Source organism: Synechococcus sp. UW69 (assembly GCF_900474185.1).
Lineage (GTDB): Bacteria > Cyanobacteriota > Cyanobacteriia > PCC-6307 > Cyanobiaceae > Parasynechococcus.
Window position 1 is genome coordinate 56,011 of the sequence record NZ_UCNW01000006.1, and the last position, 23,171, is coordinate 79,181.

Below are 23,171 nucleotides of genomic sequence, written 5' to 3' on the forward strand. Positions count from 1 at the left end.
AGGTGTCGACGGGGAGGGCTCAGTTGCTCTGGAACGGCATTCCCATCTCGCGGAGGAGGGCCCGGCCCTCTTCGTCCGAACGGGCGGTGGTCACGATGGTGATGTCCATGCCCCGGATTGCATCGATCTTGTCGAAGGAGATCTCAGGGAAAATGATCTGTTCGCGCACCCCAAGGGTGTAGTTGCCGCGCCCATCGAAACTCTTGGGGCTGACCCCGCGGAAGTCGCGGATGCGAGGCAGCGCCAGGTTGATCAGGCGCTCGAGGAAGGCGTACATCCGATCACCACGGAGGGTGACGGCACAGCCGATCGGCATGCCCTGCCGAATCTTGAAGCCGGCGATGGCCTTCTTTGCACGGGTCACCAGGACCTTCTGGCCGGTGATCTGCGCCAGCTCATTGACCGAAGCCTCGAGGGACTTGGCGTTGGCGGCGGCTTCGCCGAGACCCCGGTTCACGGTGACTTTCACCACCTTGGGGACTTCATGGATGTTGTTGAGGGAGAGATCCTTCTTCAGCTTGGGCTGAATGGTCTCCCTGTAGCGCTTCTTGAGTGACATAACGGGTTGGGGTGCTTCTGGACGTGGTCAGAAGTCGGGATCAGTCGAGGACTTCACCGGTTTTCTTCAGCCGGCGCTTTTTGGTGCCGTCCTTCTCGACGACGATTTCAACGCGGCTTGCCACCTTTTTGGCGGTGGAATAAAGCATCACGTTGGAGGCATGCAGTGATGCTTCCTCGGTCACGATGCGGCCGGTCTCGCCCTCCTGGGTGGGCTTTTCGTGGCGGGTGCGCATGTTCACCCCTTCCACGACGACACGGTTCTCGTTGGGCAGGGTGCGCAGAACGGCACCGGTCTTGCCCTTGTCCTTGCCGGCGATCACCTGGACGGTGTCGCCCTTGCGGATGCGCATTTTGATGCGCTCGGTGGCCTTGGCCTTGGTGGTTGCAGTCGCCATGGTCAGATCACCTCCGGAGCGAGGGACACGATTTTGGTGAAGCTGCGCTCGCGCAGCTCACGGGCCACCGGTCCGAAGACGCGGGTGCCTTTTGGGTTCTTGTCGTCGTTGATGAGCACGGCGGCGTTGTCGTCAAACCGGATCGAGTTGCCGGTTTCACGGCGCATGGTGGCTTTGGTGCGCACCACGACAGCCTTGACGACGTCGGATTTCTTGACGCCCATGTTGGGGGCGGCATCCTTTACCGCGGCAACGATCACGTCGCCCACGTGGGCATAGCGACGGTTGGTGCCGAGGACGCGAATGCACTGGATGCGCTTGGCGCCACTGTTGTCGGCAACGGTGAGATAGGACTCCTGCTGGATCACTGCTTCACCTCCTGAGCTTCAGCCTTGCTGGCTTCCTCAGCTGCAGCCTTGGGGCTGTGGCTGAGAACCTCGGCAATGGCCCACCGCTTTTGGCGGCTCATGGGACGGGTTTCAGTGATACGAACGCGGTCTCCGACGCGACAGGTGTTGTCTTCGTCGTGAGCCTTGTAACGGGTGGTACGGCTGACCGTCTTTTGATAGATGGGGTGAGGGAAGCGGCTTTCCACCGCGACCACCACCGTTTTCTCCATCTTGTCGCTGACGACGGTGCCGACCCTTTCCTTGACTGCCATGGTTACGGAGGGGGGATCAGGAGGCGGTGGAGCGCTGGCGCTCCGACTGCACCGTCAGCAGCTGGGCCAGCTTGATGCGGACCTCTTTGAAACGGTGCGTGTTGGCGAGCTGGCGCGTGGCCTGCTGGAAACGGAGTTGGAACAGTTCGCGGCGGAGGCCGTCAATCTGTTCGGTGATGTCCGAATCGGAGAGGCTGCGCACATCTGCGGCGTTGGGACGGGCCATGGTCAGGACTCCACGGTGACGGCTTCAGAAGCTGCCGGGGCCTTGGCACCAGCTGGCTTCTCCTGCTCATCCAGCTGGATGAACTTGGTCTTCACGGGAAGCTTGTATTGCGCGAGGCGCATGGCTTCCTTGGCGATTTCGGGGGTGATTTCATCACCGCCCATCTCGAACAAGATCCGGCCGGGCTTGATCACCGCCACCCAGAATTCTGGGTTGCCCTTACCGGAACCCATCCGGGTTTCGGCAGCGCGCATGGTGACTGGCTTGTCGGGGAAGATCCGGATCCAGATTTTTCCGCCACGCTTGACGTAGCGGGTCATGGCACGACGGCTGGCCTCGATCTGGCGCGAGGTGATCCAGCCACATTCCTGTGCCTGCAGCGCGAACTGTCCGAAGGCAATGGTGTTGCCCCGGGTGGCGACGCCGCGCATGCGGCCTCGCTGCTGCTTACGGAATTTGACGCGTTTTGGACTCAGCATGGTTCAGGCCTCCTGTTCAACCCTCGTTGGAGCGGTCTTCGAACTGTTGGGGCCGACGGCTGGCCCGGCGCCGGGGGGCGGCACCCACCGGCATGGGCTGAGCCTGTTCGCTCAGCACCTCGCCCTTGAACACCCACACCTTGATGCCAAGCACGCCGTAGGTCGTGCTAGCCACTTTGGTGGCGTAGTCGATGTCGGCACGCAGGGTGTGCAGGGGAACTCGACCCTCACGGGTCCACTCCGTCCGAGCAATCTCAGCACCGTTCAGGCGACCGGAGACCTGGATCTTGAGACCCAGTACACCGGCACGCTGGGCGCGCTGCACAGCCATGCGGATGGTGCGGCGGAAGGCCACACGCTTTTCCAGCTGCTGGGCGATGTACTCGGCCAGGAGGAAGGCATCACCGTCGACGCGTTCGACCTCGACAACATTGATCCGCACCTGACGACTGGAGTCGCCGACGGTCTTCTGAATGCCGGAGCGAAGTTCTTCGATACCGCTGCCTTGACGGCCGACCAGCACACCGGGGCGTGCGGTCTTGAGTTCAACTTCCAATTGATCGGCCTTGCGGGCGATCAGCACATCGCTGATGCCTGCCGAGCCGTACTTCTTGTGGATGAACTTGCGAATCCGATCGTCCTCTTGAAGGAGAGCCGGATAACTCTTGCTGGAGGCGTACCAGCGTGACCGGTGTTCCTGGGTGATCCCCAGGCGCAGACCGGTTGGGTGGATTTTGTGTCCCATTGGGTCAGAGTCCTCGGGGGTCAGGAATCGGTCTGAGCCGCCACAGCAATGCTGATGTGGCAGGTCTGTTTCTTGATCTGGAAGGCCCGGCCCTGGGCGCGGGGGCGATAGCGCTTCATGGAGGGGCCCATGTCAGCGCTCGCGCTCGCGATCACCAGAGATGAGGGATCGAGACCGAGATTGTGCTCAGCGTTGGCCACTGCAGACCGGAGCACCTTGGTGATGGGTCCGGTGGAGCGGTAAGGCATGAACTCGAGCATGATCAGTGCGTCGCGGTAAGTGCGGCCACGGATCTGGTCAAGCACACGGCGCACCTTCGAAACGGAGCCTCGGATGAAGCGTCCGTGAGCTTGGGCAATGGGTGCCGTTGGGGTAGACGATGTCATGGATTAGCGGCCTCCTTTCTTGTCTCTGATGTGGCCCTTGAAGGTGCGGGTGGGAGCAAACTCCCCCAGCTTGTGACCGACCATTTGCTCGGTGATGAACACCGGCACGTGGGTGCGGCCGTTGTGTACCGCGATCGTGTGGCCAATCATCATCGGCAGGATCGTGGAGGCCCGTGACCAGGTCTTGATCACGGACTTGTCGTCGTTGTCGTTCTGCTTTTCAACCTTGCGAAGCAGGCTGTCGGCAATAAACGGACCTTTTTTGAGTGAACGTCCCATAACGGTTTAAGCAAGCGGCAAAGTGATGGTTTGCATCAGGAATCGCGTCCGCCACGGCTCCGCTTGGAGGTCTTGCGACGCTTCCGGAGCACGTATTGGTTGCTGGGTTTGTTCCGCTTGCGGGTCTTGAGACCGAGGGCGGGTTTGCCCCAGGGAGTCACCGGACCGGAACGGCCGATTGGTGCACGACCCTCACCACCACCGTGGGGGTGATCGCAGGGGTTCATCACACTGCCTCGAACCTGAGGACGACGACCCAACCAGCGGCGACGTCCAGCCTTGCCCAGGCTGGTGTTGCGCATCTCGGAGTTGCCGACCTCGCCGAGGGTGGCGTAGCACTCGCGGCGCACCAGCCGAACTTCGGTGGAGGGAAGTTTGAGAGCGACGTAGTCGCCTTCCTTCGCCATCACCTGGGCGCTGGCACCAGCGGTACGGACCATCTGGCCACCGCGGCCGGCGTAGAGCTCGACGCAGTGGACGCTGGAACCAAGAGGCACCGCTGAAAGCGGCATGGCGTTGCCGTTCTCAATCGGAACATCAGGGCCGGAGACCACGGTCTGGCCGACCTGCACTCCTGCGGGAGCCAGGATGTAGCGCTTCTCGCCATCGGCATAGAAGAGCAGCGCCAGGCGTGCGTTGCGGTGCGGGTCGTAGTGGATTGCTGCAACCTTTGCGGAGACACCGTGCTTGTTGCGACGGAAATCCACCACGCGGTAGAGGCGTTTGTGACCGCCACCGCGGTGGCGGCAGGTGATCACACCGCGGTTGTTGCGGCCCTTGCGGCGGTGTTTAGCCACCACCAGGGTCCGCTCCGGTTTGCGGCTGGTGATCTCACTGAAATCAGTGACCACCCGGGTGCGGGTACCGGGGGTGTAGGGGCGGAAATTACGGATTGCCATGACGATTCAGACCCCTCAGGACTCAGGGAAGAGTTGGATCGAGTTGCCCTCCGCAAGGCGCACCACGGCTTTCTTCACTTGGGCACGTTTGCCAGCGAAGCGCCCCATCCGACGCGAGCGTCGAGGGGGATTCATGGTGCTGATGCCGGTGACCTTCACATCGAAGAGCTGCTCAACGGCGGCCTTGATGTCGGGTTTTGCGGCGCGGTGGTCCACCTCGAAGGTGTACTGGTTGATTTCGAGGGCTCGTGTGGCCTTCTCGGTAATCAAGGGACGGCGGATCACATCCGCCAGGCGGCCTTGGAAACGTTCAGTCATCGCCGTAGACCTCCTGGATGGTTGCGAGAGCTTCCTCGCCCAGCACCAAAGCATTGGCATGGAGCAGGTCGAAGACGTTCAGCTGATCCGCGGAGATCAACTTGACTTTCTCCAGGTTGCGCACGGAGCGGCGAACAACATCGGAGGGGTTCGTCAGAACGATGAGCACCTTGGAACCGGCAGCGACACCGAGGCGTCCCAAAGCATCCGTGATCTCACGGGTTTTGGGGGCTTCCAGCGAAGCAGCGAAATCCTTCACGACAGTCACGTCGTCAATGCGGGCCATCAGCGCTGTGCGCAGGGCCAGACGACGCTCCTTGCGGTTCATCGCAAGGTTGTACGTGCGGGGCTTGGGTCCGAAGATGATGCCGCCGCCCGGTTTCAGGGGAGTCCGGATGGATCCCTGGCGGGCCCGTCCAGTTCCTTTCTGCTTGTAAGGCTTGCGACCGCCACCACGTACTTCTGAACGGGTGAGGGTGCTGGCGGTTCCTTGGCGTGCATGGGCCTGCTGACGCAGAACAGCCCGGTGCATGAGATCAACCGCGGTGGTCTCCTTGGCCACCTTCAGGTCCAGGGTTGCCTTGCCGGCTTCCTTGCCCTGCCAATCACGAACGACACAACTGGCCATCACTTACCTCCTTTGGCGGGCTTGGCGCCCACGCGCACGGCCGGGCGGATGTTGAGCAGCGCACCGGGTTTGCCGGGCACGGATCCCTTCACCACCAGCAAATTGTGCTCGCTGTCCACCTTGAGGATGGTCAGACCGCGGGTGGTGATTTTCTTGCCGCCGTAGCGACCGGCCATCCGCTTGCCGGGGTAGATGCGGCCCGGGGTTGTACCGGCACCGGTTGAACCCGGTTCGCGGTGGTTCTTGGAGCCGTGGGTCATCGGACCCCGGCTGAAACCGTGGCGCTTTTGGTAGCCAGCGAAGCCTCGGCCCACGGTGTCACCGCTGACGTCCACCTTCTGACCGGCTTCGAAATCGCCGACGGTGATGGATCCACCGAGTTCGAGCCCTTCAACGCTGTCGATGCGGTATTCGCGCAGATGACGAAGAAGACCCTCACCGGATTTGGTCAGGTGACCCTGGGCGGGTTTGTTGATCAGCTTTTCGCGGGATTCGCCAAAGCCGATCTGCACTGCGGAATAACCGTCAGTGTCGTTGTTTTTGAGTTGGGTGATGCGGCAGGGGCCGGCTTCGATCAAGGTGACCGGAACAGCTCTGCCCTGCTCGTCGAAGAACTGGGACATACCCAGCTTCTTCCCGAGAATGCCGATGGACATGGGTGGGGAGGAAGCGCCAGCGTGGACAACCACCAGGCGGAGATCCGCATGGGGTCAGGTGCTGATCGATTGGACGCAGACGTGGTTCGAAGCTGAACTCCCGAGGGAGTGGATTCGAATGGGCTAGCGAACGATGCAGCGAGGCTGGGACTTGCATCTGCACGGTGTGCTGTTGCAGTTTCCCGACGGGGATTTCCGAAGAAAGCTCCCGTACTGGCCTAGAGATCCGACGCAATCGTCGAATCTGTTCTGTCGACTGGAGGCCCGGCTAGCGGACGGGCACAGAAACACAGAACAAACAACGAACCTACACCACCGCCCTTGCAGCTCCCCTGATCCCTCTGCCTGCTGCCAGAATCACTCCAATCCCTGTAGATGCCATGCCTCTGCTTCTCACCGGTCAGGCATTTCGCCGCGATCTCGAAGCCAATGGCTGTCTGGCTGTTCAGGCCCCGCTCGAGGGTGGTGCAGAAACGCGCTTGCTGCGTCGTTTGCGAGGCGCTGGATACCGCACCCGCATGACATCAGCCCGGGGACTCGGTGATCCGGAGGTGTTCCTCACCCAGAAGCACGGCATCCGTCCTCCTCATCTGGGTCATCAAAGCGTGGGTCGTGGTGCTGCTGTGGGAGAAGTGCAGGAGGTGGCTCCCCAGCTCGGAGACCTGTTTGAGGGTGATGCCCCTGTGGCTCTCTGGCTTCTTGAGGGTCAGGTGCTGTCGCGTTCGGAACTTCTCTCGCTTTGCGACCTCTGCAAGCGCGAACCCCGATTACGCATCATCGTGGAGATGGGTGGTGCCCGAAGCCTGAAGTGGGAACCGATGACCACACATTTGAACGCCTGACACCTGAGGAAGCCCTCGATCAGGGCCGCTGGGTCAAGCTCATCTGTGGGGCCAGCAATCAGGATTTGCCTGCCATTGCCGATCTGACCGCTGTTTTTGCGGCTGTCGGTGTTCATTGCATTGATGTGGCTGCCGATCCAGCGGTCGCGCTTGCAGCCCGTCGTGGCCTCGACTGGGCTGAAGCCCAAACGGGCCATCGTCCCTGGCTCATGGTCAGCCTCAGCGATGGCATGGATGCTCACTTCCGCAAGGCTTGGTTCGACGCCGACCGCTGTCCCGCGGACTGTCCGCGTCCTTGCGAAAGGATTTGCCCCGCTGCAGCAATTCCGCCCGGTTCTGGGATCGACCAGCAGCGTTGCTATGGCTGTGGTCGCTGCTTGCCGGCCTGCCCCCATGGGCTAATCGAGGAACGCGACCATCGACTGACTCCAGAGCAGGTGATCACGCTGCTGAAATCCATTCAGCCCGATGCGGTGGAGATTCACACGGGGTCTGGGCATGAGGAGGGCTCCACGATGCTGATCCAAAGCCTTCAGCACCACAACGTTCCCTTGCAGCGCTTGGCCGTGAGCTGCGGGTTGGAGGGGCATGGCGTGAATGCTGATCAGTTGGCTCGGTTGCTGTGGCATCGCCATTCCTGTTTGCGGCAAGCCGGTTACAGGCCCCTCTGGCAATTGGATGGGCGGCCGATGAGTGGTGATGTGGGGGCTGGAACAGCGCGGGCTGCGGTTCAGCTCTGGCGTGCCATGCGTCTTCTGGCACCACCTGGTCCGCTGCAGCTTGCCGGTGGAACCAATGCCGCAACGGTGGATCTCTTGCATTCGACGGAACGGCCGGCTGGCATTGCCTTTGGTGGTGTGGCGCGTCGCTTGCTGATGCCCGTGCTCAATGAGGCGCAAACCCGTGGATCTGCCCTGTGGCAATGGCCCGAGGGTTGGGAGCGTGCCCTCTCCCTTGCGCGTCCATTGGTTACTCCATGGCTGCGCCGCTCTTGCTAGAAGGCTGAAACGCGCAGATCCCATGGGCACGCAACGGGTCACCGACGATCTGGATCGCCTTCTCGAACTTCTGCCGGATGCCGTGCAGGAGCAGTTGCGGGAGGAGGAGGCTCGACAGCAGTTGCTTGAGGTGGTGCTCGATCTCGGTCGACTCCCGGAAGCGCGTTATCCAGGTCGTGCCTTGGCACTGGGCTCCACGCCCTTGTCTCGGGAGGACCTTGCGGCGGTGGTGGCCAGGATTGGTCAGTTCGGAGGCGATAACCGAGCAGGGATTGAAAGGACCCTTCACCGGATCAGCGCGATCCGCAACCGCCAGGGTGAGGTGGTTGGTCTGACCTGCAGGGTGGGGCGTGCCGTGTTCGGCACCGTTGCCATGGTGCGGGATCTTTTGGATGGAGGGCAGTCCCTGCTGTTGATGGGGCGCCCGGGTGTCGGCAAGACAACGGCATTGCGGGAGATCGCCCGGGTGCTCGCTGATGAGTTGGAGCGGCGCGTTGTGGTGATTGACACGAGCAATGAGATCGCGGGTGATGGCGACATCCCGCATCCCGCTATTGGCAGGGCCCGCCGCATGCAGGTGGCCAGGCCTGAACTGCAGCACCAAACCATGATCGAGGCGGTGGAAAACCACATGCCTGAAGTCATCGTGATCGATGAGATCGGCACCGAGCTGGAGGCGCAGGCGGCGCGCACCATTGCTGAGCGTGGCGTGGTGCTGGTCGCCACCGCTCATGGCAATGCCCTGGCGAACCTGATCAAGAACCCCACCCTTAGTGATCTGGTGGGTGGAATTCAGGCGGTCACCCTTGGGGATGAGGAGGCCCGGCGGCGGCGCAGTCAGAAGACGGTGCTCGAGCGCGCGGCTGACCCAACTTTTCCGGTTGCGGTTGAAATGCACAGTCGCCACCGCTGGGCCGTGCATACCGACGTTGCTGCCACGGTGGACCAGTTGCTCAGGGGCCTGCAGCCCAGAGTTCAGGAGCGCGAGCTGACTGCTGAGGGTGGTGTTCAGCTTGTCGATCCCCCGCAGTCGTCGGGTTTGCTAAGCCCTCCTTCTCCTCGACCGGCAGCTGGACGGCCTGTCTCTGTTCCTGTGTCTGTGCCTCAGACCAGTGCAGCAGAAGCATCTCCTCCTGCCCCTCCTGAGAACACCGACGTTTTGCAGGTTCTCTGTTGTGGGATCACCCCCCGGCTTGTGGACGAAACCATTCGTTCTCACGGCTGGACTGCGCGGGTGGTGGACGATTTAAGTGAGGCGGATGTTGTGTTGAGCATTCGGCTGGGACTCAGCCGTCAACCGTCTCTGAGGCGTCAGGCTAGGGATCTTGGGATTCCAATCCTGGTGATCAAGTCCGACACCCTGCCCCAGGTGACCCGTGCTATGGCTCGCCTCTTGAGTCGTCGGGCAAGTGAAACGGCTGCGGATGCCATCGCTCCCGATCGGGCGTCAAAGGACGATGAATTTGCTGCTCTTGAGGAATGCCGGCTTGCAGTGGAACAAGTGGTGATGCCGCAAGGCAGGCCCGTGGAGTTGTTGCCGCGAACTGAACGCGTGCTTCGCATGCAGGCGGATCTTGTCAGTCGTTACCAACTGCGTAGTGATGTTTTCGGTCAAGCCGAACAGTCGCGTTTGCGGGTCTTCCCTCCCTGATCGCGCTTCGCTTGATTCGCCCGGTGGATTGACGAAGGGTTGGCTGCTATGAGTAACTATTAGTGCTCCGGTGAGCCGCAGGTTGTGGTCTTTTCCGGTTCAGTGGGCCGTCGCCAAGCGGTAAGGCAGCGGGTTTTGGTCTCGCCATTCCTAGGTTCGAATCCTAGCGGCCCAGTTTTTGTCCATGAACCATCGACCCTTGCTGGTGTTCGATTTCGACGGGGTCATCGTCGATGGCATGGCCGAGTACTGGTGGAGTGCTTGGCATGCGTGTCTTCGCCTTGATGCCTCTCCGACAGGATTGACTCCCGACCGGGTGCCTGATGCGTTCCGTCGGCTGCGCCCATGGGTGCATCACGGTTGGGAGATGGTGTTGCTGGCTGCTGAGCTGCCTGTTCTGGATCCCCAGGTTTGGATGCAGTCCTACGCCGAAGCCCAGGCGCTCGCTTTACAGCGTCACGGATGGGAGCCGGAGCAGCTGCAAGCCGCCCTGGATGCGTCCCGTGATGAATCTGTTCGGCAGAACCGCTCCGCTTGGTTGGCGTTGCATCGGCCCTTCCCAGGGTTGGTGGCAAGGCTCCGCCAGCTTGAGGCTGAGGGCGTGGACTGGGCTGTCCTGACCACCAAGACTCAGGCCTTTACCGCTGAGCTGCTGAACAGTCTTGGCCTGCATCCCTGGCGTTTGGACGGTCGCGAAGCTGGAGCGAAGCCCCAGGTTTTGCTTCGGCTTCAGCAGCAGCGAACGTTGTGTGGCTTCGTTGAAGACCGTCGGGCGACGCTGGAGGCTGTGCGGTCCACGCCAGGGTTGGAACGACTGCCCTGCTTCCTGGTGAGTTGGGGCTATCTTCGCCCCCAGGATCAGAGCAATCTTCCTCCCGGGATTGCGTTGCTCCATCCGGATCGTTTCCGGGCCCCCCTGGCGCAATGGCCCTGATTCGCTACGGTACGCTTGTACTACCTGAGACGATTCGGCGCTTCTGTGGCATTGGATCTCTCGTTCCTTAGTTTCAGGTCTCTTCCATGCCTGCAGATATGAAATCCAGTGCTTCCGACCCCCGCTCCTCCGGCGAGAAAGACAAGGCGCTAAATCTGGTCCTTGGTCAGATCGAGCGCAACTTCGGTAAAGGGTCGATCATGCGGCTCGGCGATGCCTCCCGCATGAGGGTGGAGACGATCTCCACCGGTGCTCTGACCCTTGATCTTGCCCTGGGTGGTGGTTACCCGAAGGGCCGGGTGGTGGAGATTTATGGCCCAGAAAGTTCCGGTAAAACCACTCTCACCCTGCATGCGATTGCTGAAGTGCAGAAGCGTGGTGGTGTGGCGGCCTTCGTGGATGCGGAGCATGCTCTGGACCCCGTTTATGCCGCTTCGTTGGGTGTGGATGTTGAGAACCTTCTGGTCTCTCAGCCCGATACCGGTGAGATGGCTCTGGAGATCGTCGATCAACTGGTGCGATCGGCGGCGGTTGATCTTGTCGTGATCGACTCGGTGGCCGCTCTCACGCCCCGCGCCGAGATCGAGGGAGAAATGGGAGACCTGGCGGTTGGCAGTCAGGCGCGTCTGATGAGTCAGGCCATGCGCAAGATCACCGGCAACATCGGCAAGTCGGGTTGCACCGTCATCTTCCTCAACCAGCTGCGTCTCAAGATTGGTGTGACCTACGGCAATCCAGAGACGACCACTGGAGGTAATGCGCTCAAGTTCTATGCCTCGGTTCGCCTCGACATCCGTCGGATTCAGACGCTCAAGAAGGGGACGGAGGAATTCGGGATCAGGGCCAAAGTGAAAGTGGCGAAAAACAAGGTGGCGCCACCCTTCCGCATTGCTGAATTCGACATTCTTTTTGGCCGCGGCATCAGCACCCTGGGCTGTCTGCTCGATCTCGCCGAAGAGACAGGCGTGGTTGTGCGCAAGGGCGCTTGGTACAGCTACGAGGGAGACAACATCGGGCAGGGTCGCGACAACACCATCACCTGGATGGAGGAGAACCCGGAATCGACGGCCACGATTGAGACGCTCGTGCGTCAAAAGCTGACGGAAGGTTCGGAAGTGAAGTCGAATTCCATGCGGCCCCTAGCGGCTGCTGCGAAGGCGACTGTCGATAAGTCGACTCCGGGTAAGGCCCCGGAAGCGGCTGCTTGATCTCAGCCGGCTTGGGTCAGTGACTGCTTGCCGCAGACCTGGCCCTGCTGAGCCAGTTCAACCATTCGGTGTAGTTCCTGGATGGCTTCAGCTCCCTCCAATTTCACGAGTTCTCGGCCATTGCGGGATTCCACCCAGCTGATGCCGAAATCGGAGACAAGAAAGCGCACAATGTGGCCATCGCCGATGTCAGCCACAAAAGACGCGCCATGGCCATCGCGGCCGTCGCCGCAGGAGTAACAGGTGGCTGTGACGCCGGCAGTTTCGAGGCTGCCGGCGAGGGCCTGCAGGCTCATCACCAAGTCTTCGACGACAGACCTGTAGTGCTCGGCTAAACGCGGAAACATGATTGAGTCTCCAATGAGACCAATCCTAAAAGTTTTCTTTCGTTTTCGCGTGTTTGGTCCGGCTGGCCGATCAGGGGGTATCCGAGAGCGTCCACCAGCCTGCGGCGGGTCCGATGAATCGCACCGTGATCCATAGGACCACCATGGCTCCGATGCCGATCCAGGCGCCGCGTGTGGTCACCGCCATGAACTGTTGTGTCTGATTGCGCGTCAGAGGAAGCCAGGACACCACTCGCGGCGATGTATCCGGTGCTTTTGTGTTGGCCTTGGGCTGACGAGGGGGCATGCCCTGTGCAGCTCGGCGGCGTGCTTCTCCCATGCACTTCTGCGCGTTGAACGGAGGTTAGGCGTTGTTCAGTCCGGCAGCAGTCGCTGCAGTGGAATCCAAGGCTCAAGCCGATGCAGCACCTGATCACCCCAACTGCGCCCTCGGAGACGACCATCAAGGATGGCTAGGCGTCCACCGCTGCGTCGCAGTGGTGCAATGGCTGCTGGAATCAAGCTCAATGCTTCCGGCAAAAGCAGAGTGCGGAACCAGTCTTCGCCCTGTTGTTTCATGCGTTCCACCCTTGCTGATGTGAGTGGATTGTCCAGGCTGGCGAGGGGAAGCATGCCGATAATCAGCTGCGCTGGAGAGGGGAGATGCTCCTGATGCTCAAGCCACCAGTCCCAGCTGCAGGTCACCACACCATTGCTTTCGGGTGCAGTCGATTCATGGTCCACACGGCGTCCGAATTCGGCAGCCAGGGAGCTGGTGAGCTGTCGCCGTAGTTGGTCGTCATTGATCAGCAGGATGGTCATTCCCGCCTGACCAAGGATGAGCCGTCTGCTCTCCTCAAGGAGATGTTGGGAATAGATCCGTGTGTTCGGCAGCGGCTGGCGGCGGGGGGCATAGAGAGGGAGGGGTTCATTGAGCTCCCGTTCGCGCAGTGTTGCGCGGACGTCGGGGACCACCCCCGCCTGCTCAAACTCCAGATCCAGCCTTGCGTTATCTCCATTGCTGCTAAACATCAGGCAGGGGTGATCATGCAGAACCCCCCGCAGAAGTTGAAGGGGTTCCAAGGGGGCCAGCTGCCAGCGCCATTGGAGCAACCGGTGATCGAGTTCAGCCCACTCCGTCCAGTCCGCCGGGTTGATCTTTCGGAGCTTGTCCCAGGGCTCAGGGCTCGATGGCATCAGCTGGAGGAGGTCACGCAGCGCTTGCCCTGCTGATCCCTCGAGTCGCACCGCGCCCCCTGGTCGCGTGGCTCCAGCGAACAGCTGTCGGCTCATCCGGTCATGCAGCTCCATCAACCCGGCTTCAGCCTGTGGGCAGGCTTGGCGAAGCTCGTCCCAGTGATGGGGAGTGATCTCAAACGTGAGGGCGTTGCGCATTCGACGGCTCAACTGATCCATCTCCGGGATCAGCAGTTGTCGCGTGCCCAAGTGCCCGTCCCGATGGGCCTGAATCAGCTCTGCAACATCCATCAACCAGAGCTGTGGCCCCTCAGGTGGGGTTGTCCCTTGCCAACAGGGAAGGCGTAGGCCCTGGTTCCGTAAACGGGGCAATTCCAACTGGAGCAGGCGCCGACGCTGGGGGGCCGTCAACACAAGAGCCCCAGCTTCGGGAGCCAGACAAAGCGGTACAAGAAGACCGAGCCACCAACGTTCGCTGCTGCTGGGGGGGAGTTGGACGAGTGTTGTATCGCGACGCCTCAGGCTTCTGGCCACCAACCGGCTCAAGGTCAGGTGGTGGGGCCAATCCGATTCCTCCTGGCGTAGCAGGGTTTTGATCTGATGGTGGGCCTGGGCTTCCAACATCGTCAAACCCTAAGCAGGGCTCCCCCTGTGATTGGTTCATGGCAATCCATCCATCAACATGGCTTTACGACCCTGCAGGAGTGATGGCGGTGCAACCGGGAAGGGTGGGGATCGTTGGCCTTGGATTGATTGGGGGATCCCTCGGTCTCGATCTCCAGGCGCAAGGTTGGACGGTGCAGGGTCTCGTGCATCGTCAGATCACGGCGGATCGTGCCATGGCCCGGAGGCTGGTGGGAACGGTGTCGACGGATCCGCGCTGCCTCGCGGATTGCGATGTGGTGATCCTGGCCTTGCCGATTCCCTTATTGCTGAACCCACCTGAAGAGTTGGTGGCCGCACTGCCTAAATCAGCGGTGGTGACCGATGTCGGTTCGGTTAAGCAGCCCGTTTTGGCGGCTTGGCGCCACCGGCATCCCCGCTTTGTGGCGAGTCACCCCATGGCGGGTACGGCCCAGGCGGGCGTCGATGCCGGTGTGCTGAATCTGTTCCGAGGTCGCCCCTGGATCGCAACTCCGGATGCTCAAACGGACCCCATCGCCCTGGACCAGGTTCGTGATCTTGCCCTCAGCGTGGGTGGACATTGGCTGACGTCCACCGCCTCTCAACACGACCAGGCCGTTGCTTTGATTTCGCATATGCCGGTGCTGGTCAGTGCCGCACTGCTGCGTGCGGTGGGCGATGAGCGGGATCCGGAAATCCGGCAGCTGGCGATGGTGCTGGCCTCCAGCGGCTTTGCCGACACCAGTCGCGTGGGTGGAGGGAATCCGCAGTTGGGGGTGGCGATGGCCTCCACCAATCGAGATGCGGTGTTGCGCGGATTGGCGGCCTACCGCTGGAGCCTCGAGCAGCTTGAAGATGCCGTTCTCCAGCAAAACTGGTCTCAATTGGAGTTGGAATTGCTCCGAACGCAAACCCTGCGCCCAGATTTTTTGAGGGCACCTGGTGAGGTCAGCTCCGAAAGCTGAGGGGCTGTCCCCGTTCCGCCATGAGCTGACGGCAGGCATTCAGGGCAGACAGGCTGACCCCTGCTGTTCCCTCGCCTGGGTGAAGGCTGTCGCCGCAGAGCCAAAAACCGGGCATGGGCGTTCGTCCTGCCAGGCCAAAGGGGCCAAACCGGCTGGGATGCTGCCCGAGTCCCCCCACCATTCCATTGGGACGACCCGTCCAGCCGGCGAAGCCCCGCGGCGTTGCCAGCTCAGCGTGCAACCAGGCATCCTCCCGAAGGTTGAGCCAGCTGTTCAGTTCTGCTTGGATCAGGGTCATCATTTCTTGCTTTCGCTGCTGATAGTCCGGCTCCGGCAAGCGGCACCAGTCACCCGTTGGAGTGAACACGCTGGCGATCAAGGTGGCCTGTCCCCGGGGCGCGCGCCCGTCGCCGTCGCGGCTGACAGAGACAAATAGGGATCCTGGGGATGCGCAGCCGCGCTGGAGATGGCCTGGGCAGGGATCGGGCAGGGCATCACGAGATACCGCTCCGTAGAGAACCAGTGCACCACTCGGTTCATGCAGGTTTTCTAGTCGCCTTCGATATCCCTTGGGCAGCTGATTCAGATCGATCAGTTTCAGCAGGCACTGGGGGGGAAGGCTGCAGACCACATCGCGACTGTTGAGTTGTTTGTGCTCGTCTCCGGCCGTGGTGACATGCACTTGCCAACCGGATGAGCAGGGCTGCATTTTGGTAACCCGATGCTTCAAAAGCACGTTCCCGCCGTCGCGCTTAATGGCGGCCACCAGCTGGTCGCTCAGCACCTGCATCGACCCCTCCAGATGCCAGAGCCCGAGAGGTGCTTGGGCCATCTGTAGGACGGTTGCGCCGTACAGCGCCGCCGTGCGATCGGCCGGCTCCTGTGAGTACAGCTTCAGCTGGAGGTCGAGAAAGCGCCGCAGCCGTGGATCGTCACCGCATCTACACAGCTGCAACAGATCGGCGATGGTCAGACCTGTGAACAGTCCCGATGCCAGCGTTGCGGGCCGCAGGGCCCGTAGCAACGTGCCGAGATCCCAGAGGGATCGTGGAGTCACCACGGGGTCCTGATTGGCGAACTGCCAGTTGCTCGAATGCAACTGATGGCAAAGGCTCCAGAAAGGTTTGCTGCCAGGAAACTGATGCTCCCGTTCAGCGGCCCACGCTTCCGGGTCATGCCAAAGGGGAATGGGGGGCGAGCCATCGCCCAGGTCGACCACACAACCTGGGTCCAGAAGCTCTGCCGTGGGCAGAGGCATGTCCAGATGCTTCAGCAGTCGTGCATGACTGCCCCCGGGCTCTAGCCCAGCGACCTGGGTCGCCCCAACATCGAACACCCATGGACCACGCCGGAACGTTCCGGCACATCCCCCCGGTTGTTGATGCGCTTCCAGCAACGTGACGTCGACGCCATCGCGGGCCAGCAGTGCCGCTGCCGTTAAGCCAGCGATTCCACCACCCACCACGATCACGCTGGAATCGCTCACGACGCCCTGAAGAATCAGGCCATGCTGGCAAGACAGGGGGCTTGCTGAGGATGAACAGCGAACTGCGCCGGGATCTCACCGCGGAAGATGGCCCGTTGGCGGGGGCTGTCATCACGGATGTCTCCCCCGTCGGGGGTGGTTGCATTCATCAGGCCTGGAAACTGCGCCTCCGTGATGGTCAGGTGTTGTTTGCCAAAAGCGGTGGCGCTAGCGCGCTGCCCCTGTTTGAAGTGGAGGCGGAGGCCCTTGAGGCCTTGCATGCCCAAGCCGATGCCTCGTTCTTGGTTGTGCCCCAGCCCATCGCTCTGGCGGCACTGCCCCATGGTGCGGTGCTGCTGTTGCCCTGGTTGGATTGCGGTGGCAACGACCAAACAGCCCTCGGCCGGGGTTTGGCACTGCTTCATCAGTCGTCGATGGCTTCTAGCCCAGCTCGTTTCGGCTGGCACCGTGACGGCTTCATCGGCGCTGGACCTCAACCGGGGGGGTGGCGCGATGACTGGGGATCGGCCTTCGTGGAGTTGAGGCTGCGCCCGCAGCTCGAGGCCCTTGATGGGTTGAATCAAGCTTCAATCGACTTGGACCCGTTGTTGTATCGCCTTGCAGAGCACCTGAATGAGCATCAACCGCGTCCTGCGTTGGTGCATGGCGATCTATGGGGTGGGAATGCCGCCAGCCTCGCGGATGGACGGGGAAGCATTTTTGATCCCGCCAGTTGGTGGGCTGATAGGGAAGTCGATCTGGCCATGACCCAACTGTTCGGCGGCTTCGGGGAAGAGTTCCGATCTGCCTATCGGACAGTCCTTCATGAGGTTCCAGGCGCTGACGGTCGGGTGGAGATCTACAACCTGTACCACCTGCTCAACCACGCCAATTTGTTTGGGGGCGCTTACATCAACCAATGTCGAGCCAGTCTTGGCGATCTGGCTCGACGGCTTTGAGGATCAGCCCAGGTACTCCTGTCGGAGTGTTTGAACACGCTGAACCAGGGCGTTGCGCTTGTCGCTGGTGGTCAGGTTCTGCCAGCTCCATTGGCCGACCACGACCACGCCGAGCAGTTCAAGCAGCCCTGGAACGATCGGTAGGAGATTGATCGTGTCCAGGATGCCCTTGATCAGAATCTGGGCAATGATGACAGCGGCAAAGATGCCAACGATCTTGCCGATGCGTCCCATCTGACTCCAGTCGACCTGGTCAAGGGTGTCGTTCACCTTGCCCAGAACGTCGCTGTAGCGCTCAGCAAAGGAGGTGGTGTCTTCCTGAGCAGGACCGTCGACGGGTGTCGTCACGGTTGTGTCGGCATCCTTGACTTCAGTGGGGGCGTCACTCATGGAAACGACCATGTCATTCGCTATTTCAGCTGAGGGTATCGGTGAGACGCGATATACGCCATCCGTGCTGCAAATTGATTACCGATGCCACACGGATCTGTGCTGCACGCTGCTGGCACCTCACCCCGAGGAGGGTTGTGCATTGCTGCTTGGCGAACGGGTCTCGCCAGGGCTCTTGAGACTTCAAACGGCCTGGCCCTGTTGCAATGTTTGGGGGCGAGGAGGATCAGAGCAGCAGCCCGTCATCGGCCGCCGCCGCAGATTTCTGGTGGACCCCAGAGAACAGCTTGCAGCGCAGCGTTGGGCTCGTGCACGCCATCAACGTTGTCTTGGCGTGGCCCACTCCCATCCGGCTTCCCCAGCAGTGCCATCGCATCACGATCGGCTTTGGGGAGAGACTGAAGGTCTGATGCTGATTCTTTCGGCTTCGGTTGGGTTGCGTGCCTGGTGGCTGCATGGCGACCGCACCGTGGATGAAATTCCCATCCAGCTTTGGGACACTCACAACCATGCAGGACCGATCGATGCTGAGTGCTGATGAGCGGGGTCGCTATGCCCGCCATCTGATCCTTCCCGAGGTTGGCCCGGCAGGCCAGCTCCGGCTGAAATCTGCGTCTGTGCTTTGTGTTGGCAGCGGTGGGCTGGGATCTCCTCTGCTGCTTTATCTGGCTGCGGCAGGCGTTGGCCGCATCGGAATCGTGGATGGTGATGTGGTGGAGCTCTCCAATCTTCAGCGTCAGGTGATCCACAGCTCAAGTGGGGTTGGTCGTTCCAAGGCTCGGTCGGCAGCAGCTCGAATCCATGAGCTCAACCCCCACTGCCAGGTCGATGTGCACGAACACATGCTTGATCTGGACAACGCCTTGGATCTCATCGGTGCCTATGACCTGGTGTGTGACGGCACGGATAACTTCCCCAGTCGCTATCTGATCAACGACGCCTGCGTGTTGCTTGGCAAGCCACTTGTTTATGGATCCGTGCAGCGCTTTGACGGCCAGGTCAGCGTGTTCAATCGCACGCCGATGAGCCCTAACTACCGCGATTTGCTCCCAGAACCTCCCCCGCCTGAGTCTGTTCCGTCTTGTTCAGAGGCTGGGGTGATGGGCGTGATGCCGGGGCTGATCGGTCTGCTTCAGGCCACGGAAGCGATCAAGCTGATCACCGAGATCGGTGAATGCCTGGATGGTCGGCTGCTGGTGGTGGATGCCCTGGCGATGCGCTTTCGGGAACTCACCCTCCGCGTTGATCCCGATCGCCCGAAGATTGAAAGCCTGATTGACTATCGCGAGTTCTGCCGTCCGGCGTCATCGGAGATGGAATCCATCAATGTCACGGAGCTGAAGGCCTTGCTCGACTCCGCCCCAGGCGAGATTGTGCTTGTCGATGTGCGTAATCCTGCTGAGGCAGAGGTGGCTTCGATTGAAGGAAGCCACTTGGTTCCTTTGGCCTCCCTGGAGAGTGGAGAGGCGATCGATCTCGTGCGTTCCTTGGCGGAGGGACGGCGCCTTTTGGTGCACTGCAAGCTGGGGGGGCGCTCTGCACGTGCTGTTGAGCTGCTGGGGCAGCAGGGCATCGCGGCCACGAATGTGACCGGTGGAATTGATGCCTGGTCGCAGCAGGTGGATCCTGCGGTTCCCCGCTACTGAACCCCAGGGTTAGTAATCCACCCCTCGCTTGAGATCGACACCCTGTTCGGCGTAGTGCTTGTGGCACACCATCTCCGAATGGATGCTCGCTAGATCGAAATAGGCGGGAGGGTTTTTGCAGCGCCCCGTGATGATCACTTCGGTTTCGGCCGGTTTGCGGAGCAGTGTCTGCAGGATCGGTTCGACCGGCAGCAGCTCTAAGTCCACCGTGGGGTTCAACTCATCGAGGATCACGGTCTTGTAGAGGCCACTTGAGATAGCTGCCCTTGCGATCTCCCAGGCCCGCTCGGCTTCCACGTAGTCAATCGGTTCCTGCTGGCCCCGCCAGACGATCGCATCACGGCCGGAGCGGAGGTGGTCCACCAGATGGGGATAACTCTCGCGAAGGGCGGCGATCGCCGCGTCTTCGGTGTAGCCGCTCCCGCCTTTCAGCCACTGCAGGATCAAGACCCGATGGCTCTTGTCTTGGCTGATGCCCCGACCGATGGCCTGCAGGCCCTTCCCGAGCGCACTGGTCGATTTGCCTTTGCCTTCCCCGGTGTAGATCTCGATGCCGCTGCTCACATTGAGAGGCACGACCCGGTTGTCGTTCATGCCCGGACGGCGATGGGCCCGCATCTCGGAGTGGAGGTCGGCTTCACGCACCAATGGGGCAGGTGCGGCCCGACCGGTGACGATGATTTCCATCCCCTCCGGCCGGTTGCTGAGGGTGCGGACCACATCCTCAAGATCCAGCAGGCCGAGGTCCAGCACAGGATTGAGTTCGTCAAGCACCACCACCGAGTAGAGGGCACTAGCGATCGCGCCTTTGGCGATCACCCACCCCCGCTGCGCTTCCTCTCGGTCGAAGCGGGTGGCTTCCTCCGCCGTGAAGTGGTCGGCCCTTCCGGTGCGTAGGTGGTCGATCAGGTGTGGGAAGCCCTGCTGCAAGGCCTCAATGGCCGCATCCTCGTCGTAGGCACGGCCGGGACCCTTGAGGAAGCGCAGCAGCAGCACACGGGTCTGCCGCTGCTCGCAGATGCCGAGTCCGATGGTGCGCAGCACAACCCCAAGGGCGGCTTGGCTTTTGCCCTTGCCCTCGCCGTCATAAATGTGCAGCTGTCCATGGCTGCGCTCGCGACTGTCCGCTGCGGTGACGATGCCGATGCTTTGAGGCATGGGGGCGGCTCTTACCGTTGGAGCCTACAGAGATCAAACGATTTTCCCCGCTGATGTTTCGGTTGCAGGAGCCTTTGGCGGATCGTGAGCAGCAGCAGCTGGCTGAATTGCGGCAATGGATGGATGCGCAGTCCGCACTGTGTGTGGCCTATTCCGGTGGGGTCGATAGCACCCTGGTGGCGGCAATCGCCTATGAAGCCAAGGGCAGTTCAGCCTTGGCGGTAACGGGCGTATCTCCGGCATTGGCTCCTCATCTGTTGCGGGAGGCGCGTGACCAGGCTGCCTGGATCGGCATTCAGCATCGGGAGTGTCCTACGGCCGAGTTGAGCGACCCCGACTACAGCAGTAACCCCGTCGATCGATGCTTTGCCTGCAAGCGCGAATTGCATCACCATCTCCAGCCCATTGCCGCGGAGGCGGGCGATGCGTTGGTGATTGATGGCGTCAATCTCGATGACCTGGGTGATCATCGCCCTGGTATCGAGGCCGCCCAACAGGCTGGGGTTCGCTCCCCCCTGGCTGAATTGTCGATCGACAAAGCAGCGATCCGTCTGCTGTCTCGGGCCCTCGGTTTCCCCTGGTGGGACAAACCAGCGCAGCCTTGCTTGGCGTCTCGCTTCCCCTACGGCGAAAGCATCAGTGCTGAACGGCTGAAGCGGGTTGGCCAGGCGGAAGCCTGGTTGATCGCCAGGGGTTTCAGCACAGTCCGTGTGCGATCCCATGGTCTCGCTGCGCGCATTGAGGTGCCCAGTGAACAGATTCGCGCTGTGTTTGCGCTCGCGGAGAGCGAACCTCTGGTCGAAACCTTTCGCTCCCTTGGGTTCACCTCCGTCAACCTGGATCTCGAAGGTCTCGTCAGCGGCAAGTTGAATCGCCGCTGAACGCTTGCCGGTCTGTTCAGCTGGGGAGCTGGGTCGGTGTCTCCACGGGTTCTCTCACCCCAGTGGCAATGGCTGCAGGCGTTTCGCGCAGAAAGCTTTTCAGCGCATGGCGTTTCGCTTGAAGCTCCGTGCAGAGAATCGCGCAGGCCTGCTCCGGCATGGTGTGGTCACCACAGGTGAACACATCAACGGCTGCGTAGCCGGATTCCGGCCAGGTGTGGATGGATATGTGGGATTCCGCCAGCAGGGCCAGACCCGTGACCCCCTGGGGCTGGAATTGATGGGTGATCAGGTTCAGCAGCGTTGCACCAGCGCCTTTGGCTGCTGAGGTGATCGTTGTGCGGATAAAGGCTTCGTCGTCGAGTCGGTTTGGATCGCAGTCGTAGAGCTCGAGAATGCAGTGTTTACCGACCATGTCGGTGGCATGAATCTCAGTTGCACCCCATCCCGGGTTGGGATGCAGTTCAGAGAGGGTCTGCTCCATCAGGCGATGAGAGAAAAACAAGGCCGCCAGACTATCTGATGTCCAGGTCTGGTCTCAGGTCTCTTGCTCCGAGAATTTGGGCCTGCTGCTGCCAGCCGCCGCCAAAGCCTTCGAGGTGGGTGGCGCTCACCAGGCATTGATGCGATTCGCCCACGGCTTCGAGCAAGAGCTGCTGTCGGGTTGGATCCAGTTCGGCGAGCACATCATCGAGAAGCAGCAGCGGTGGCTCTCCGCACAACTGGGTCACCAACTCCAGTTCAGCCAGCTTCAGCCCCAGCACCAGCGACCGCTGCTGTCCAGCGGATCCAAACCGTCGTGCTGGGCTGCCGCCCAGGAGCAGGGCGATTTCATCCCGGTGTGGCCCCACGCGGCAGTTGCCGAGGCGTTCCTCGTCTTCCCGCTGCTCGCGCAGTTGCTCCTCAATGGCGAGTCGCCATGGTTCTTCGGCGTCTTCTCCGTCGAGTCGGCTGCCTGGTTTGTATTGCAATTCCAGAGCTTCTGTCCCACCGCTGAGGTGGGCCTGCCAGCGCTGGGCAATTGGTTCCAGCCGTTGCAGGGCCCGTTGACGCCGCCGGTGAATTCTGGTGCTGACCAGCGCCATCTGGACGTCAAAAGCGTCGAGCAGCGCATGGCGTTCGGCGCTGGGGGTCTGTCTCTGGCGCCAAAGCTGGCTGCGCTGTCGCAACAACCGGTTGAGCCGTGCCATCAGATCGGCATAGACCGGTTCGAGCTGCAGCACGACGCGGTCAAGCCACTGCCGGCGCAGGCCGGGTTCGCCTCGCACCAAATCAAGATCCAGGGCGCTGAAGCCGATGCAGCGCAGCGGACCAATCAGGTCCAGCTGCCGATCCAGCAACTTTCCGTTCCGCTTGGCCTGACGCCCTCCCTGGCGACGAAGTTCCAGTTCCAGACGATCACCATCCCCCACGTCGGCACGGATCAGGGCCTGGGGTCTGTCCCACTGGATGAGGTCCCGATCATTGCTGCAGCGATGGGAGCGCAGGCTGCCCAGTAACTCAACCGCCTCGAGCAGGTTGGACTTGCCAATTCCGTTGGGTCCGATCACCAGCAAGCGCGGCTGCGTCAGTTCAAGCTGCAGAACGGTGTGGTTCCGGAAGCCCTGCAGCTGGAGCCTGTGTAGCCGGATGGGTGCAGGGGCGAACAGTGAGTAAGGTACCTGTATCGGGTCGGTTGCCGCTCGATATCACTG

31 protein-coding genes and 1 tRNA gene are annotated in these 23,171 nt (G+C 61.4%); 11 read left to right on the forward strand and 21 right to left on the reverse strand.

Annotated features, from left to right (window positions below; genetic code table 11):
- Nucleotides 1-19: 19 nt before the first annotated feature.
- The 13 genes from rplE to rplC are packed head-to-tail and all read right to left on the reverse strand — an operon-like array spanning nt 20 to nt 6,233.
- Nucleotides 20-559 carry a 50S ribosomal protein L5 gene (gene rplE, locus DXY29_RS02955; protein WP_115022791.1) on the reverse strand — a complete coding sequence of 180 codons (540 nt, stop codon included), beginning with the start codon at nt 557-559 and terminating at the stop codon, nt 20-22.
- A 40-nt stretch (nt 560-599) separates the two neighbouring features.
- Nucleotides 600-956: a 50S ribosomal protein L24 gene (rplX, locus tag DXY29_RS02960; RefSeq protein WP_115022793.1), complete on the reverse strand. Its 357-nt coding sequence runs from the start codon at nt 954-956 to the stop codon at nt 600-602.
- A gap of 2 nt (nt 957-958) precedes the next feature.
- Nucleotides 959-1,324: a 50S ribosomal protein L14 gene (gene rplN / locus DXY29_RS02965; protein WP_115022795.1), complete on the reverse strand. Its 366-nt coding sequence runs from the start codon at nt 1,322-1,324 to the stop codon at nt 959-961.
- The gene (rpsQ, locus tag DXY29_RS02970) at nt 1,321-1,617 is read right to left on the reverse strand and encodes a 30S ribosomal protein S17 (RefSeq protein ID WP_115022797.1); all 297 of its coding nucleotides are present in this window, start codon (nt 1,615-1,617) and stop codon (nt 1,321-1,323) included. The genes rplN and rpsQ overlap by 4 nt, the downstream gene beginning before the upstream one ends.
- A 16-nt stretch (nt 1,618-1,633) precedes the next feature.
- Nucleotides 1,634-1,843: a 50S ribosomal protein L29 gene (gene rpmC / locus DXY29_RS02975; protein WP_038551201.1), complete on the reverse strand. Its 210-nt coding sequence runs from the start codon at nt 1,841-1,843 to the stop codon at nt 1,634-1,636.
- Between the two features lie 2 nt (nt 1,844-1,845).
- Nucleotides 1,846-2,322 carry a 50S ribosomal protein L16 gene (gene rplP / locus DXY29_RS02980; protein ID WP_115022799.1) on the reverse strand — a complete coding sequence of 159 codons (477 nt, stop codon included), beginning with the start codon at nt 2,320-2,322 and terminating at the stop codon, nt 1,846-1,848.
- Nucleotides 2,323-2,338: 16 nt separating this feature from the next.
- Nucleotides 2,339-3,067, reverse strand: a complete 729-nt coding sequence (rpsC, locus tag DXY29_RS02985) for a 30S ribosomal protein S3 (protein WP_115022801.1) — start codon at nt 3,065-3,067, stop codon at nt 2,339-2,341.
- A gap of 20 nt (nt 3,068-3,087) precedes the next feature.
- Nucleotides 3,088-3,453 (reverse strand): 50S ribosomal protein L22, encoded by a 366-nt coding sequence (rplV, locus tag DXY29_RS02990; RefSeq protein ID WP_115022804.1) that lies wholly within the window; start codon nt 3,451-3,453, stop codon nt 3,088-3,090.
- A 3-nt stretch (nt 3,454-3,456) separates the two neighbouring features.
- Entirely contained in the window at nt 3,457-3,732 is a 276-nt protein-coding gene (rpsS, locus tag DXY29_RS02995; RefSeq protein ID WP_006849645.1) for a 30S ribosomal protein S19, read from the reverse strand.
- Between the two features lie 35 nt (nt 3,733-3,767).
- Nucleotides 3,768-4,631, reverse strand: a complete 864-nt coding sequence (rplB, locus tag DXY29_RS03000; protein ID WP_115022806.1) for a 50S ribosomal protein L2 — start codon at nt 4,629-4,631, stop codon at nt 3,768-3,770.
- 15 nt (nt 4,632-4,646) lie between these two features.
- Nucleotides 4,647-4,949 (reverse strand): 50S ribosomal protein L23, encoded by a 303-nt coding sequence (locus DXY29_RS03005; RefSeq protein WP_115022808.1) that lies wholly within the window; start codon nt 4,947-4,949, stop codon nt 4,647-4,649.
- Entirely contained in the window at nt 4,942-5,577 is a 636-nt protein-coding gene (gene rplD, locus DXY29_RS03010) for a 50S ribosomal protein L4 (protein ID WP_115022810.1), read from the reverse strand. Before rplD ends, DXY29_RS03005 begins: the two co-directional genes overlap by 8 nt.
- Entirely contained in the window at nt 5,577-6,233 is a 657-nt protein-coding gene (gene rplC / locus DXY29_RS03015; RefSeq protein ID WP_115022811.1) for a 50S ribosomal protein L3, read from the reverse strand. Before rplC ends, rplD begins: the two co-directional genes overlap by 1 nt.
- Nucleotides 6,234-6,613: 380 nt before the next feature.
- On the opposite strand from rplC, the gene DXY29_RS03020 reads away from it, so the two are divergent.
- The 6 genes from DXY29_RS03020 to recA all read left to right on the forward strand — a co-directional run bounded on the left by DXY29_RS03020 (nt 6,614) and on the right by recA (nt 11,866).
- On the forward strand, nt 6,614-7,075 hold the full coding sequence (locus DXY29_RS03020; RefSeq protein ID WP_115022813.1) for an NAD(P)H-quinone oxidoreductase subunit N: 462 nt from the start codon (nt 6,614-6,616) through the stop codon (nt 7,073-7,075).
- Entirely contained in the window at nt 7,042-8,073 is a 1,032-nt protein-coding gene (locus DXY29_RS03025; RefSeq protein WP_115022815.1) for an LdpA C-terminal domain-containing domain, read from the forward strand. Before DXY29_RS03020 ends, DXY29_RS03025 begins: the two co-directional genes overlap by 34 nt.
- 22 nt (nt 8,074-8,095) lie before the next feature.
- Nucleotides 8,096-9,724 (forward strand): AAA family ATPase, encoded by a 1,629-nt coding sequence (locus DXY29_RS03030; protein WP_115022817.1) that lies wholly within the window; start codon nt 8,096-8,098, stop codon nt 9,722-9,724.
- A gap of 103 nt (nt 9,725-9,827) precedes the next feature.
- A tRNA-Gln gene (locus tag DXY29_RS03035) sits at nt 9,828-9,899 on the forward strand.
- Between the two features lie 9 nt (nt 9,900-9,908).
- Nucleotides 9,909-10,658: an HAD family hydrolase gene (locus DXY29_RS03040; protein ID WP_115022818.1), complete on the forward strand. Its 750-nt coding sequence runs from the start codon at nt 9,909-9,911 to the stop codon at nt 10,656-10,658.
- 86 nt (nt 10,659-10,744) lie between these two features.
- Nucleotides 10,745-11,866 (forward strand): recombinase RecA, encoded by a 1,122-nt coding sequence (gene recA / locus DXY29_RS03045; RefSeq protein WP_115022820.1) that lies wholly within the window; start codon nt 10,745-10,747, stop codon nt 11,864-11,866.
- Nucleotides 11,867-11,868: 2 nt separating this feature from the next.
- Here the strand turns inward: recA and DXY29_RS03050 are convergent, their stop codons facing one another.
- The 3 genes from DXY29_RS03050 to DXY29_RS03060 form a co-directional block, all read right to left on the reverse strand.
- Entirely contained in the window at nt 11,869-12,213 is a 345-nt protein-coding gene (locus DXY29_RS03050) for a DUF1815 family protein (RefSeq protein WP_115022822.1), read from the reverse strand.
- Nucleotides 12,214-12,283: 70 nt separating this feature from the next.
- Nucleotides 12,284-12,532 carry a DUF2839 domain-containing protein gene (locus DXY29_RS03055; RefSeq protein WP_115022824.1) on the reverse strand — a complete coding sequence of 83 codons (249 nt, stop codon included), beginning with the start codon at nt 12,530-12,532 and terminating at the stop codon, nt 12,284-12,286.
- Between the two features lie 35 nt (nt 12,533-12,567).
- Complete coding sequence (locus DXY29_RS03060) at nt 12,568-14,013, reverse strand: helicase (protein ID WP_115022826.1); 1,446 nt, start codon at nt 14,011-14,013, stop codon at nt 12,568-12,570.
- A gap of 83 nt (nt 14,014-14,096) precedes the next feature.
- Here DXY29_RS03060 and DXY29_RS03065 point away from each other — a divergent pair, with 83 nt between their 5' ends.
- Nucleotides 14,097-14,978: a prephenate/arogenate dehydrogenase gene (locus DXY29_RS03065; protein ID WP_115022828.1), complete on the forward strand. Its 882-nt coding sequence runs from the start codon at nt 14,097-14,099 to the stop codon at nt 14,976-14,978.
- Here the strand turns inward: DXY29_RS03065 and crtD are convergent.
- Nucleotides 14,962-16,464, reverse strand: coding sequence for a C-3',4' desaturase CrtD (gene crtD, locus DXY29_RS03070; RefSeq protein ID WP_115022830.1), 1,503 nt, complete (start codon nt 16,462-16,464; stop codon nt 14,962-14,964). The two genes, DXY29_RS03065 and crtD, sit on opposite strands and share 17 nt — an antisense overlap.
- 50 nt (nt 16,465-16,514) lie before the next feature.
- On the opposite strand from crtD, the gene DXY29_RS03075 reads away from it, so the two are divergent.
- Nucleotides 16,515-17,402 (forward strand): fructosamine kinase family protein, encoded by an 888-nt coding sequence (locus tag DXY29_RS03075; protein WP_115022832.1) that lies wholly within the window; start codon nt 16,515-16,517, stop codon nt 17,400-17,402.
- A 3-nt stretch (nt 17,403-17,405) separates the two neighbouring features.
- On the opposite strand, the gene DXY29_RS03080 is transcribed toward DXY29_RS03075, so the two are convergent.
- On the reverse strand, nt 17,406-17,792 hold the full coding sequence (locus DXY29_RS03080; RefSeq protein ID WP_115022834.1) for a CAAD domain-containing protein: 387 nt from the start codon (nt 17,790-17,792) through the stop codon (nt 17,406-17,408).
- A gap of 10 nt (nt 17,793-17,802) precedes the next feature.
- On the opposite strand from DXY29_RS03080, the gene DXY29_RS03085 reads away from it, so the two are divergent.
- Both DXY29_RS03085 and moeB read left to right on the forward strand, forming a co-directional pair.
- Nucleotides 17,803-18,330 (forward strand): M67 family metallopeptidase, encoded by a 528-nt coding sequence (locus tag DXY29_RS03085; RefSeq protein WP_115023007.1) that lies wholly within the window; start codon nt 17,803-17,805, stop codon nt 18,328-18,330.
- Nucleotides 18,302-19,438 (forward strand): molybdopterin-synthase adenylyltransferase MoeB, encoded by a 1,137-nt coding sequence (gene moeB, locus DXY29_RS03090; protein WP_115022836.1) that lies wholly within the window; start codon nt 18,302-18,304, stop codon nt 19,436-19,438. The genes DXY29_RS03085 and moeB overlap by 29 nt, the downstream gene beginning before the upstream one ends.
- Before the next feature lie 9 nt (nt 19,439-19,447).
- Here the strand turns inward: moeB and DXY29_RS03095 are convergent, their stop codons facing one another.
- Complete coding sequence (locus DXY29_RS03095; protein ID WP_115022838.1) at nt 19,448-20,596, reverse strand: cob(I)yrinic acid a,c-diamide adenosyltransferase; 1,149 nt, start codon at nt 20,594-20,596, stop codon at nt 19,448-19,450.
- Between the two features lie 53 nt (nt 20,597-20,649).
- On the opposite strand from DXY29_RS03095, the gene larE reads away from it, so the two are divergent.
- Nucleotides 20,650-21,477 carry an ATP-dependent sacrificial sulfur transferase LarE gene (larE, locus tag DXY29_RS03100; RefSeq protein WP_115022840.1) on the forward strand — a complete coding sequence of 276 codons (828 nt, stop codon included), beginning with the start codon at nt 20,650-20,652 and terminating at the stop codon, nt 21,475-21,477.
- A 16-nt stretch (nt 21,478-21,493) separates the two neighbouring features.
- Here larE and speD read toward each other — a convergent pair whose 3' ends face one another.
- Nucleotides 21,494-21,961 carry an adenosylmethionine decarboxylase gene (speD, locus tag DXY29_RS03105; protein ID WP_115022841.1) on the reverse strand — a complete coding sequence of 156 codons (468 nt, stop codon included), beginning with the start codon at nt 21,959-21,961 and terminating at the stop codon, nt 21,494-21,496.
- A gap of 31 nt (nt 21,962-21,992) precedes the next feature.
- Nucleotides 21,993-23,087 carry a DNA replication/repair protein RecF gene (gene recF / locus DXY29_RS03110; RefSeq protein WP_244279297.1) on the reverse strand — a complete coding sequence of 365 codons (1,095 nt, stop codon included), beginning with the start codon at nt 23,085-23,087 and terminating at the stop codon, nt 21,993-21,995.
- Between the last annotated feature and the right edge of the window lie 84 nt (nt 23,088-23,171).